General features: G+C 66.1%; 8 protein-coding genes. 2 read left to right on the top strand and 6 right to left on the bottom strand.

What is annotated here, in order from left to right:
* Nucleotides 1–230 precede the first annotated feature (230 nt).
* A complete protein-coding gene (locus FHT08_RS16750; protein ID WP_243849067.1) occupies nucleotides 231–2,087 on the top strand; it encodes an EAL domain-containing protein in 1,857 nt (618 codons plus the stop codon).
* Between the two features lie 93 nt (nucleotides 2,088–2,180).
* Here FHT08_RS16750 and FHT08_RS16745 read toward each other — a convergent pair whose 3' ends face one another.
* A complete protein-coding gene (locus tag FHT08_RS16745) occupies nucleotides 2,181–3,743 on the bottom strand; it encodes a sodium/sugar symporter (protein WP_166775856.1) in 1,563 nt (520 codons plus the stop codon).
* Nucleotides 3,744–4,005: 262 nt separating this feature from the next.
* Nucleotides 4,006–6,618 carry an exo 1,3/1,4-beta-D-glucan glucohydrolase gene (locus tag FHT08_RS16735; RefSeq protein WP_166775852.1) on the bottom strand — a complete coding sequence of 871 codons (2,613 nt, stop codon included), beginning with the start codon at nucleotides 6,616–6,618 and terminating at the stop codon, nucleotides 4,006–4,008.
* A 435-nt stretch (nucleotides 6,619–7,053) separates the two neighbouring features.
* Here FHT08_RS16735 and FHT08_RS16730 point away from each other — a divergent pair, with 435 nt between their 5' ends.
* Nucleotides 7,054–9,009 (top strand): alkaline phosphatase PhoX, encoded by a 1,956-nt coding sequence (locus FHT08_RS16730; protein ID WP_166775851.1) that lies wholly within the window; start codon nucleotides 7,054–7,056, stop codon nucleotides 9,007–9,009.
* Between the two features lie 219 nt (nucleotides 9,010–9,228).
* On the opposite strand, the gene FHT08_RS16725 is transcribed toward FHT08_RS16730, so the two are convergent.
* The 4 genes from FHT08_RS16725 to panD all read right to left on the bottom strand — a co-directional run bounded on the left by FHT08_RS16725 (nucleotide 9,229) and on the right by panD (nucleotide 12,245).
* Nucleotides 9,229–9,852: an AAA family ATPase gene (locus FHT08_RS16725; RefSeq protein WP_166775849.1), complete on the bottom strand. Its 624-nt coding sequence runs from the start codon at nucleotides 9,850–9,852 to the stop codon at nucleotides 9,229–9,231.
* A 3-nt stretch (nucleotides 9,853–9,855) separates the two neighbouring features.
* Nucleotides 9,856–10,200, bottom strand: a complete 345-nt coding sequence (locus FHT08_RS16720; RefSeq protein WP_104607265.1) for a type II toxin-antitoxin system prevent-host-death family antitoxin — start codon at nucleotides 10,198–10,200, stop codon at nucleotides 9,856–9,858.
* A 153-nt stretch (nucleotides 10,201–10,353) separates the two neighbouring features.
* Nucleotides 10,354–11,868 carry a glucose-6-phosphate isomerase gene (gene pgi, locus FHT08_RS16715; RefSeq protein WP_166775847.1) on the bottom strand — a complete coding sequence of 505 codons (1,515 nt, stop codon included), beginning with the start codon at nucleotides 11,866–11,868 and terminating at the stop codon, nucleotides 10,354–10,356.
* Nucleotides 11,865–12,245, bottom strand: a complete 381-nt coding sequence (gene panD / locus FHT08_RS16710; protein WP_016905039.1) for an aspartate 1-decarboxylase — start codon at nucleotides 12,243–12,245, stop codon at nucleotides 11,865–11,867. Before panD ends, pgi begins: the two co-directional genes overlap by 4 nt.
* Nucleotides 12,246–12,404 lie beyond the last annotated feature (159 nt).

The following is a 12,404-nucleotide window of genomic DNA, read 5'->3' as shown; positions in this document are numbered from 1 at the left end:
GCGACGCCGAACAGTTGCTTGCCTCGGCCATACCGCAGCAGTCCGGAGCGATCGTCGAACTGGCGCCTGGCCGTCGCTCATACCGTCGCGTCATGCCGTGGCCTGATGCCATCGCGCAGCTGTCGTTCCTGCAGCGGCTCAGTCGCAGCCATCGCGTGGCAAGGCCGCTTCAACTGAACGGCGCCCAGCGCGGTCGATCAAGGGATTCCGCTCCAGGCCGATAGGAGCACATGCAATCCGCGCTCGCTCCTGCCAAGTCCCCTCTTCCGCCCATGGTCGACGAGTCGACCCGGTTGGCCGTCCTGCATGGCCTGTGCCTGCTGGACTCGCCGCCCGATCCGGTGTTCGAGACCATCGCCGCCATGGCGGCCCGCAACCTCGGTGCGGAAATCGCGCTGGTGTCGCTGGTGGACGAGCATCGTCAGTGGTTCAAGGCCCGTATTGGCCTGGAACCGCAGGAAACCCCACGCGACCAGGCGTTCTGCGCACATGCGATCCGCGCCCACGAGGTGATGGTGGTGCCCGACGCGCAACTGGATCCGCGCTTTTGCGACAACCCGCTGGTACTGGGACCGCCGTTCATCCGCTTCTATGCCGGTGCGCCGCTGACGCTGCGCGACGGCCACCGCATCGGCACCTTATGCGTGATCGGAACCAGCCCGCGTCCGGGTCTGGACGCCGAAGCGATCACGCAACTGGAAGGCCTGCGCGACCTGGCAGTGCTGCGGGTGGAAAACCTGCGCAGCACTACCTACCGCGACGGTCCGACCGGGCTCCCCAATCGGTCGCGCTTTGCCGAAGATCTGGATGCCTGGCTGTCGCAACGCGACAGTGCGCCGGCCATCACTGCGGTGGCGGTCGACATCTGCGGCAGCGATTACTTCCGCGACATGGTCAAGGCGCTGGGCTGGGATTACGTCGACGGCTATGTGGCGCTCGCGCAGGGCCGCCTGGCGGCCTATCTGCCTGCCGGCACCACGCTGTATCGGCTGGACCCGACCACCTTCGGCTTTCTGGCCCAGGCCGAGACACAGCGTTTGTCCTCGCTGTGCACCAGGATTTCCAAGGCCTTCACCGAGCCACTGGAACATCAGGGCATTCCGCATACCGCAGTGACCTCGATCGGCGCGGTCTCGCTACAGACCAGCTACGGCGCTGCCGACACGATCCGCTCGCTGACCACCTCGGTGGACATCTCGCGCGAGCGCGGCGTGCCTTGGAGCATGTACGAGCGCAAACACGACGTGGCCCAGCGCAATACCTTCCGCCTGCTGGCAGCCCTGCCCGCCGCGCTGGACAGCGCTAGTCAGCTGCGCCTGCACTACCAGCCGCGCGTGGATCTGCACGATCACCGCTGCGTCGGAGTGGAAGCGCTGCTGCGTTGGCAGCATCCGATGATCGGCCCGGTGATGCCTGCCGACTTCGTGCCGATGGCCGAAAAAACCGCGTTGATCAACCGCATCACCGCCTGGGTCATCGACAACGGCATCGCACAGGCCGCGCGCTGGCAACGACAGGGTCTGGACTTCAATCTGGCCTTGAACGTGTCGGCCGCCGACCTGGACCGGCCTGGATTCGCCGGCCTGCTACGGCGTGGCCTGGAGCGCCACCAGCTGGATCCGCGCCGGCTGGAGATCGAATTCACCGAAAGTGCGATGATCCGCCACCCGGAGCATCTGGCCGAGCAATTGGCTGCCATCGCGGCGCTGGGCGTGCATATCGCCATCGACGACTTCGGCACCGGCTACAGCAATTTCAGCTATCTCAAGCAGCTGCCGGCCAGCTCGTTGAAGATCGACCAGTCCTTCATCCGTTCGTTGCCGGACAACCGCACAGACCGCACCCTGGTGCCGGCGATGATCCGGCTCGGCCACAGCCTGGGCCAGCGCGTGGTCGCCGAAGGCATCGAATCGGCAGAGGCCTACACGCAGTTGCGCGCCTGGGGCTGCGACGAAGGTCAGGGCTACTGGATCGCCAAACCGATGCCGGCCGCCGCACTGGAAACCTGGCTGCAGACGCCGTGGCATGAGCAGTTCCAAGCGCCGGTCAACCTGCTTGCCGCAAGCCTGGCCGCGGCTCACGTGTAAGCGGCGGTAGCACAACGTGCAGACGCAATGCGGCGCGACACCTGAGCGTCACGCCGCATGTGCGCAGCCAATGTCAGCGGACTGCCTGGGCGATTACCAGAACGTCGCGTACAGCGCGATCAGGATCACCACCACCCCGATCGCACCGATCTTGAAACCAAGCGTGGTGCCGTAGGCCACATCGTCGGTACGGATCAGGTCGCGCGCCTGGGTCGGCGCCGTCATCGACGACACCAGCACTGCCAGCACCAGCGCCGCCACGAACACCACGCCGATGCGGTCCATGAACGGCAGTTCCGGCCAGGCGAACTTGAGCGCGAACGACAACACCACCGAACCGATCGCCGCGGTCAGTGCGCCGGCCTCGTTGGCGCGCTTCCAGAACAGGCCGAGCATGAAGATCACCACCACGCCAGGCGTAAAGAAACCGGTGAATTCCTGGATGAACTGGAAGCCCTGGTCGAAGTTGCCCAGCAGCGGCCGCGCGGTCAGGATGCCGATCACCACCGCCACGATGGCCACGATGCGCCCCACGCGCACCAGCTGCTTCTGCTCGGTCTGCGGGCGGAACTTGGCGTAGAAATCCAGGGTAAAGATCGTCGCCACCGAGTTGATCTTGGAGGCCAGCGAGGCCACGATCGCCGCCACCAGCGCCGCGAACACCAGGCCCAGGATGCCGGTCGGCAACAGCTGCATCATGGTCGGATAGGCCTGGTCGGGCTTGGCCAGATCCGGCGCCAGCACCACCGCGGCAATGCCCGGCACCACGATCACCAACGGCATCAGCAGCTTCAGGAACGCGGCGAACACCATGCCCTTCTGCGCCTCGCCGATGTTCTTGGCCGCCAGCGCGCGCTGGATGATGTACTGGTTGAAACCCCAGTAGCTGATGTTCATCACCCACAGGCCGCCCAGCAGCACGCTCAGGCCGGGCAGGTCCTTGTAGAACGGGTTGTCCTTGCTCAGGATCATGTGGAAGTGCTCCGGGTGCGCACTCCACAGGTGCTTGAAGCCGGCCAGCACGCCGGCGCCATCGCCGATCCGCGCCAGGGTCAGCCCGGCCACCAGCAGGCCGCCCAGCACCAGCAGGGTGACCTGCACGATGTCGGTCAACGCCACCGCCTTCAGCCCGCCGTACAGCTGGTACACCAGTGCGAACACGCCGATCAACGCCAGCGCCAGGGTCTGGTCCATGCCGGTGACCTGGCTGACCGCGATCGACCCCAGCCACAGGATCGAGGTGAGATTGACGAACACGTACAGCAGCAGCCAGAACACCGCCATCAGCGTGCGGATCCACTTGCCGTAGCGCTGTTCCAGGAACTGCGGCATGGTGTAGATGCCGTTGCGCAGGAAGATCGGCAGGAAGAACTTGCCCACGATCAGCAGCGTCAGCGCCGCCATCCACTCGTAGGAGGCGATCGCCAGGCCGATCGCATAGCCGGAACCGGCCATGCCGATGATCTGTTCGGCCGAGATGTTCGCGGCGATCAGCGAGGCGCCGATCGCCCACCACGGCAACGACTTGCTCGCCAGGAAGTAATCCTCGGCGCTCTTGGTGTGACCTGCCTTCTCGCGCGAGACCCACTGCGCGAGCACGAAGATGCCGGTCAGATAGACCAGCACAATCACGATATCCAACGTCGCCAAACCCACTGCACTCTCCTGTCTGGCTCTGGGCTGCGCGTCGTGGACCGGCCAGGTCTGCAGACTGCCGCCGCCCGCACCGCGTGCGTGGGGGGGGGGCAGCGCGGCGAACCGCAGCTGCAGGCCTTCCCGGCCGATCGACGCGCGCGTCCCGCGGCGGCTGATGACACCACCGCTAAAGGTGGCCGCTGTAACACGTCGCCGGGGCCGGCGACGCATGTATGTGGTTCTTACCTGGGCGCACCCGCAGGCGCGCCTGCGGGTGTGCTGTTTACTTGACCGGGCAGTCGAGCGTGACTTCGGCTTCGTTGAGCGCACCCAGCGCGATCTTCGACACCGACAGGTCCAGCGCCGCAGCGCTTTCGATGCTGGCGACCTGGGTCAGCTTGGTCACATCCGCACCGGCCACTGCGAAGCACTTCAACGGCACGCCGACCACCTTCCACTGGCCTTGCGGCAGCGCGGCCAGTGTCTTCTGCGCATCGACGCGGCCGCCGCACTTGTCGCCACAGCCCACGCCCAGCCACACCGGCGCAGTCACTGCGCTGTCGCGGCGCACGGTCAGCTGCAACTGCACATCGCCGTTGCTCTCACGCGAGACATCGACCGGCTTGCCGGACACCAGCAACACGCTGGAGGCCTTGGCACCGGACCACACCAGACGCCGCGCATCTTCCTGCGCCTTGTGATCGACCGCGGTCATCTTCAGGCTGCCATCGGACAGACCCACCGGCAGCGTGGTCGCCGGCATGTTGGCCTGGCCGGCATTGGACAGCTGCATCGCAATGCCCAGCGCCGGCTTGCCGCGCACGAAGTACACCCCGCCCACCGACTGCTCGCCGGACACGCCCGATTCCTCCGGCAGTGCGACCAAGTCGCCCTTGTCGGCATAGGTCAGGCCGAAGCCGAACTTGAACTGCGGGTCGTAATCCTTCTGCCCGACATTGTTGGCGAACTGCACCGCGGTCCTGGGCCAGGAGAAGCTCAGCTTGCCCTTGAAGTCGTTCTGTACCGTGCCATCGGCCTTGCGCAGCAGCACGTCGGCAATGCCCTCGCCTTCCGAACCCGGCAACCAGGCGGCGACGAAGGCATCGGCGGCGTTGATGTACTGGTTCATCCACAACGGACGCCCGCTCAGGAACACGGCCACCACCGGGATGCCCTCGGCCTTGAGCTTCTTGATCAGCGCCAGCTCGCTCTCGTCGCCCGGCTTGTACAGCAGGGTGGCGATGTCGCCCTGGAACTCGGCGTACGGGTTTTCGCCGAACACCACCACCGCCACGTCGGGCTTGGTCTTGTACGCACCATCGACTGCCAGCTCGGCCGTGCCGCCGGCCGCCTTGATCTGCTTGTCCAGGCCTTCCCAGATGGTGTTGCCATTGGGGTAGTCGCTGCGTTTGGTGCCGGTGCCCTGCCAGTTCAGCGTCCAGCCGCCGGACTGCTTGCCCATGTCGTTGGCGCCGTCGCCCAGCACGAGGACGCGCTTTTTCGGATCCAGCGGCAGGATGCCGGCCTGGTTCTTCAGCAGCACCAGCGACTCGCGCACCGCCTGGCGGGCGATCGCGCGATGTTCCGGCGCGCCCAGCAATTCGTACTTGCCGCCGAGCGGACGCTTGGACGGCTTGCCGGCTTCGAACAGGCCCAGGCGCAGCTTGACGCGCAGGATCCGGCGCACCGCATCGTCCAGGCGTTCGGCCGAGATCTGGCCCGACTTCACTGCCGCCAGTTCGGTGTCGTAGATGCCCTTCCAGCTGTCGGAGGCCATCGCCATGTCGACGCCGGCAATGAACGAGGCCGGGCAGTTTTCGTTGGTGCAGCCCTTGACCTGGCCGTGGCCATTCCAGTCGCCGACCACGAAGCCGCCGAAGTTCATGCGGCCCTTGAGCACGTCGGTCAGCATGACCTTGTTGCCGTGCATCTTCTCGCCGTTGAAGCTGTTGAACGAGGCCATCACCGTCTGCGCACCGGCCGCGATCGCCGGCGGGTAACCGGCCGCGTGGATATCGCGCATGGTGGCTTCGGACACCTTGGTGTCGCCCTGGTCCTTGCCGTCGGTGGTGCCGCCGTCGCCGACGAAATGCTTTACCGAGGAGATCACGTGGCTGCCGTCGAGGAACTGCGGGGTGCCCGGCACGCCCTGCACGCCTTCGACCATCTTGCCGGCGAAGCTGGCCACCACCTCCGGCGATTCGGAATAGCCTTCGTAGCTGCGGCCCCAGCGGTCGTCCTGCGGCACCGCCACGGTCGGCGCGAAGGTCCACTCCATGCCGGTGACGCGGGTTTCGGCGGCGGTGACTTCGCCGATCTGCTTGATCAGCTCCGGGTTGCGCGTGGCGCCCAGGCCGATGTTGTGCGGAAACAGCGTGGCGCCGACGATGTTGCTCTGGCCGTGCACCGCATCGATGCCGAAGATGATCGGAATCGCGTTGCCGCCCTTGGAGGTGTCCATCGACGCTTCATAGAAGGCGTCGGCCAGCTTCAGCCATTGCGCCGGGCTTGCGTCGTATTTGCCGCCCGGATCGGAATTGCCGCCGGCCAGCACCGAGCCGATGCGGTACTTGCGCACATCGTCCGGGGTCATGCTGGCGATGTCGCCCTGGATGGTCTGCGCGACCTTCTCTTCGACGCTCATCTTGGCCATCACATCGGTGATGCGCTGCTCCAGGGCCTGGTCCTGGGCGAACGGCCACTTCGGCGACGGCCATTGGTCGGGATGGATCGTGGTGGACGCCTCGGCCGGTGCGGCGGCCGGCGCGGTCTTGCTCGCCTCGGCAGCGGTGTCCTTGCCTTGGCAGGCGGCCAGCATCAGCACCGCAGCGGCGGTGGCCAGAGAGAGGGCACGACGCGCGACAGGCGCGGCGGTACGACGAAGCAGCTTGTCCAAGATCCAGGTCTCCAGGTGGTTCTCCCCACGGCGATGCGTGACGCCGCAGGCCATTAGGCGGCGTACGCTTGCGTGATTCCCCTACCCTGTCAACAACGCGCGCTTGTATGCCAAACGACGGCCAACTTATTGACCCGGGCTATAGGCATGGAATACCGGCAGCACCTGTCAAACCACGGCAAACCGCTGAATCCGGTGCGGCGCCTGGACCTGCGTAGCGGCGCACTTTGCTGCAATGCACCACTGCGTGCGCTCTGCACTGCGCAGCCGCTGTCGCCAATGCGGGCAGTGCCGGGTTCGCCTGCGGCGCCATGTTCGAATGCGCGCCAACAGGTGAGCTCGCCGTCAAACACCTGTCATACCTCGGGCCTAGCGTGACCGGCTTGCCGATCCGCCACCGGCCATCGCTGATCGTCGTCTTTGCCTGGAGTTTCGATGTCTGCCTCCCCCGATCCTGCCCGCCGCCGCCTGATGCAGTTGCTGGCGTCCGTCCCGCTGTTGCCACTGGGCAGCGTCAGCGCCGCAGCCCTGCAACACCTCGGCGGCGCGGCACTGGCCGCACGTCCGCTGCAGCCATCGGACAACCCGGCCCGGCTGGTGTCGGCCACCTTCCATGCCATGCCGGCGCCCAGCCTGGCCAACCCGGCCGCGATGGCCACCACCACGGTGGGGTCGGCGCTGACGGTGGCGCGTAGCGATGGCAGCACCCAGCGTTATGCCCTGGCCTACCACCGGTTCTTCGTCACCGGCGACCAGGTGCCCGACGGCAAGGGTGGCACCGTGCTGGCCGGTGGCTATTACGACATCCAGCATCGGCCGATAATCGACCGCTCCAAATCCGGTGCCGAACGCCCGTTCTTTTCCGATTGCCCGGACGGCTCCTCGCTGCTGACCCTGCCCGATGCCAAGGTGCCCGGAGTCAAGGGCAATCACGTGTTTGCGGTGGTGCAGTTCGAATACACCACCCGCGACCAGGCCGGCAACGACACCAACCGCCACCTGCCCGCGCCGATCGCGGTGCTGACACTGGATCAGGACCCGGCCACCGGCAAGCTGTCGCTGGTGAAGTACCACAACGTCGACACCGCGCCGGTGCACGGGCTATGGACCACCTGCGGCGCCAGCCTGTCGCCGTGGAATACCCACCTGTCCAGCGAGGAGTACGAACCCGACGCCACCGCGCTGGCCGGCAACACCCAGTTCCGCAGCTACAGCACGCATCTGTACGGCGACCCGGAAAAAGCCAACCCGTATCACTACGGCCACCTGCCCGAAATCACCGTGCACCCGGACGGCACCGGGAGCGTGCGCAAGCACTACTGCCTGGGCCGCATCTCGCACGAGCTGGTGCAGGTGATGCCAGACCAGCGCACCGTGCTGATGGGCGACGACGCCACCAATGGCGGCCTTTTCATGTTCATCGCCGACCGCAAGGCGGACCTGTCGGCCGGCACCTTGTACGTGGGCAAGTGGCAGCAGACCTCGGGCGTGGGCCCGGGCGCGGCCACGTTGCGCTGGATCAAGCTCGGCCACGCCACCAGTGCCCAGATCCAGGCCATGGCCGACCGCCTCACCGCCGCCGATATTCTCGACGTGCATCTGAGCGACCCGGGCGATGCGTCGTTTACCAGGATCCCGTTCAACGGCAGCTTCAACTGGATCCGCATCAAGCCGGGCATGGACAAGGCGGCGACGTATCTGGAAACCCACCGTTACGCAGCGCTGGCCGGCGGCAGCCTGGGCTTCACCAAGCTCGAAGGCACCACCGTCAATGCCCGCGACAAGATCGCCTACATGGCGATGTCCTACATCGTCACCAGCATGCGCGACGGCTCGGGCGATGTGAAGGTGGAAGGACCGGATGCGGGCGCGGTGTACGCCTTGAACCTGCGCGGCGGCCAGCGCGACAGCCACGGCGCGCCGATCCACAGCGACTGGGTGCCGATCGACATGGCCGCACCGGCCGCGCTCACCGGCCGCGATCTGGCCAAGGCCGACGCGCTGGGCAACCTGGCCGACCCGGAACGGCTGGCCAACCCGGACAACCTCAAGTTCTCCGAAACGCTGCGTACCTTGTTCATCGGCGAAGACAGCAGCCTGCACGTCAACAATTTCCTGTGGGCCTACAACGTGGACAGCGGCTCGCTGACGCGGGTGCTGTCGGTACCGGCCGGCGCCGAATCCACCGGCCTGCACGCGGTCGACCAGATCCACGGCTGGACCTACGTGATGAGCAACTTCCAGCACCCCGGCGATTGGGAAAGCCCGCTGCACGACACCGTCAAGGCCACGCTGGATCCGCTGATCCGCGCCAACTACAAGAACCGTTTCGGCGCGGCGGTGGGCTACCTCACCGGCGACCCGGTGGCGGTGAAGTTGGGCAAGGCGTAAGCGCCGCCGTTGCAGTTGCAGCGCTGCGTGACGCTACAACTGCCACGTGCAGCGTGGCGTTCTCGCTGCTGTCGCAATGCCGGTAGGAGCGCACCTGGGCGCGAGGAGCTTTGCCGGTATGGCCTGTCGCGCCCGGGTGCGCTCCTACGGGTGAGGTCGATGGATGTCTGGCCGCGTCGGTGAGAAGCAGATCAGACCGCAAGTGCCTGAGCGCGCGGTTCAAGACTGCCGCAACTCCAGCGCCGCCATCACGATGGGCTTGGCCCAATCGGGCACCTGCGCCAGTTCTTCGGGCGTTTGCGGGTACTGCAGGCCGTTGCGGTCCAGTTCCAGCACCAGCTGCGGCGCGACCTGCCCCGTCGCGTCGGCGGGCGCGCTGTTGTCGTAGACATGCAGCACCGCCAGGTGCGGCAACAGCGCGATCAGGTTGGCGCGCGAGGCATCGTATCGCTCACGGATCTTGTGCTCGGGGATGTCGTGTCCGCCGGCGGACACGCGCGCCGCGACACGTGCGATATGCAGCTCGACGCTCGACAAACCGCAAAACCAGATCGCCACCGTGTGCGTCGCGCAGGCCTGCCGCAGCAGGCGCGGGATGGTCGTGGCGCCCAGGGTGGTTTCGAATGCATAGTCGTGACCGGCGTCCACGGCCTGACGCAGCCGCCGCACACCTTCTTGCCAGGCCTGCGCATTGGCGTCTTCGGGTGACCAGCCCTGCTCCACCAGGTCCCGGGTGAACGCATCCGGGTTGAACCAGGTGGCGCCGTCTTCCCGCAGCAGACTGCCCAGCAGCGAACTTTTTCCAGCGCCGTTGACGCCGGCCAGCACCAGAATGTTTCCCACGGTTTAGAGCGATGGCCCCAGGGTGATCTTCCTGCCCCGGCGTGCCGGCTTGCCGATCACCTGGGCCAGACCTGCGCCATCGGTCACCGCCGCAAGATGCGCATCGAACCTGGTCTGCAATGCCTGCAGCGACTGCATGCGCGTCGAGGCAGCCGTCGCTGCGCTCGCCTGACTGACCAGCCGGCGATATTCCTCCGCGTCCACCACCACCGCCTCGGGATGGTTGTGGTTGGTGATGACCACCGCTCCATGCGAGCGCACCTTGCGCATCAGGCTGGGCCAGCCCTTCACCTTGATATCGGCGGCGGGAGATTTTTCGAGCTCGGGCAGATCCTGGAGGCGAGACATGGGACGGTCCTGCGCGCTGTGGTGACACCAGCCTACTCGCGATTCCCCATTTTGGGAAATTTGGCCATTTTGACCCCACATCATACCAGGCTTCCAGAAACGCAACGGGGCCCGCAGGCCCCGTTGTTGTCATGTCACCGCTGCGCAACAGGCTCAGCCGCGCAGCTTTGCCAGCAGTTCGCGTGTCACCGGGTCGGCCACGTCGGCCGACTCGCCCTTCAACGCCGGCAGCAACTGGCTGGCCAGCTGCTTGCCCAGTTCCACACCGAACTGGTCGAACGCATTGATGCCCCACATCACCGACTGCACGTAGACGCTGTGCTCGTACATCGAGATCAGCGCACCCAGCGCCTGCGGGGTCAGCGCATCGAGCAGGATCACCGTGCTCGGCCGGCCGCCCGGATAGCTGCGGTGCGGATCGCTGCTGTCCTGGCCGTTGGCCAGCGCTTCGGTCTGCGCCAACACGTTGGCCATCAGTGCGACATGGTTTTCCGCATACGGATCGTCGTTGTGCACGGTGCCGATGAAATCGGCCGGCACCACGCTGGTGCCCTGATGCAGCGCCTGGAAAAAGCTGTGCTGCACATCGGTGCCCGCACCGCCCCACCACACCGACACGGTATCGCTGTCCACTGCAGAACCGTCGAGCTTGACCCGCTTGCCCAGGCTTTCCATCACCAGCTGCTGCAGGTAGGCCGGCAGCAGCGCCAGGCGCTGGTCGTAGGTCATCACCGCATGCGTGGCGCTGCCCAGCAGGTTGCGGTTCCACACCGCAGTCAGGCCGTGCAGCACGGCGACGTTTTCTTCCAGCGGCGTGTTGAGCGCATGCGCGTCGAACTGCGCGGCGCCCTCTAGCAGTTGTTCGAAACGTTCGAAGCCGATCGCCAAGGCGATCGGAAAACCCACCGCCGACCACAGCGAATAACGCCCGCCGACCCAGTCCCACATCGGCAGCACGCGACTCGGCGCGATGTCGAAGGCCTTGGCGGCGCGCTCGGGATTTGCGCTCACTGCGTACAGGCGTTCGCTGCCGCCCAGCCAGGCGTGCAGGATGCCGCCGTTGAGCAGCGTCTCCTGCGTGCCGAAGGTCTTGGAGATCAGGATGCCGGCAGTGCGCGCCGGGTCCAGCGTCGCCAGCGTGCGCTGCATCGCCGCGCCGTCGACATTGGAGACGAAATGCACGCGCAAACGCGCACCCGACGGCGCACGCAAGGCATCGGCCACCAGCCGCGGACCCAGGTCCGAGCCGCCGATGCCGACGCTGACGATATCGGTGACATCGGTGGCTTCCAGCTGGCCGATCAGCGCGCCCATGCGTTGGCGTACTTCCGCAGCGGTTGCATACGCTTCGGAGGCCACCGGCGCATCGGTCAGATCGCCGCGCAACGCGGTATGCAGCGCAGCGCGTTGTTCGGTGACATTGACCTGCTCGCCGCGGAAAAGGCGTTGGAACGCGCCGGCCAGATCACGCTCGCGCGCGCTGGCGAACAAGGCATCGAGCGCGGCGCGGTCGTACTTCTGCCGCGCGAAGTTGAAATACAACGGACCGACCTGCCTGGCGTACTGCGTCGGCCGTTGCGGCTCGGCGACAAGCAATGCGGGGATGGCAGCGCCACGCAGGCGCTGAGCGTGGGCGTGAAGCGCGTCGAATCCGTTGGTATGTGTCATGCGGCCTGCGTGGGGATGCTGTGGTTGGTGTGGGTGATCTTGTTGCTCCCATCCACATATACCAGATTGGGCTTGAAGGTCTCGGCTTCGGCTTCGCTCATGCTGGCGAAAGCGGCCACAATGATCAGATCGCCCACCTGCACGTGACGCGCGGCGCCGCCGTTGAGCGAGATGATGCCGCTGCCTTCATCGGCACGGATGGCATAGGTGCTGAAACGCGCACCGTTGGTGACGTCCCAGATATGCACCTGTTCGAACTCACGGATACCGGTGGCTTCCAGCAGCAGGCCGTCGATGGCGATCGAGCCTTCGTAATTGAGCTCGGAATGGGTGACGGTGGCGCGGTGGATCTTGGCTTTCAACAGGGACAGGTGCATGACAGGCAACGGCAAAGGAAAGCCGGCATTTTAGCGGAAAGCGCCGGTGTTCACCGGCCTGCCCCACAACCGGTCGTGAGGGCTTCAGGCCGGCGCTGGACAAACGCGCCTGTGCGCCTGTGCGCCGGCAGCGTCGGTCACGCCTGATGCCGCGCCTGC

Source organism: Xanthomonas sp. CFBP 8151, assembly GCF_011761885.1.
GTDB lineage: Bacteria > Pseudomonadota > Gammaproteobacteria > Xanthomonadales > Xanthomonadaceae > Xanthomonas > Xanthomonas arboricola_B.
Note: the sequence above shows the minus strand (reverse complement) of the source record. Positions and strands in the feature narration are given on the sequence as shown.

Bases quoted from the DNA above. Each gene is read 5' to 3' on its own strand.
- FHT08_RS16750 (WP_243849067.1), top strand. From the start codon at position 231: ATGCAATCCGCGCTCGCTCCTGCCAAGTCCCCTCTTCCGCCCATGGTC.
- FHT08_RS16730 (WP_166775851.1), top strand. From the start codon at position 7,054: ATGTCTGCCTCCCCCGATCCTGCCCGCCGCCGCCTGATGCAGTTGCTG.
- FHT08_RS16720 (WP_104607265.1), bottom strand. From the start codon at position 10,200: ATGTCTCGCCTCCAGGATCTGCCCGAGCTCGAAAAATCTCCCGCCGCC.
- pgi (WP_166775847.1), bottom strand. From the start codon at position 11,868: ATGACACATACCAACGGATTCGACGCGCTTCACGCCCACGCTCAGCGC.
- panD (WP_016905039.1), bottom strand. From the start codon at position 12,245: ATGCACCTGTCCCTGTTGAAAGCCAAGATCCACCGCGCCACCGTCACC.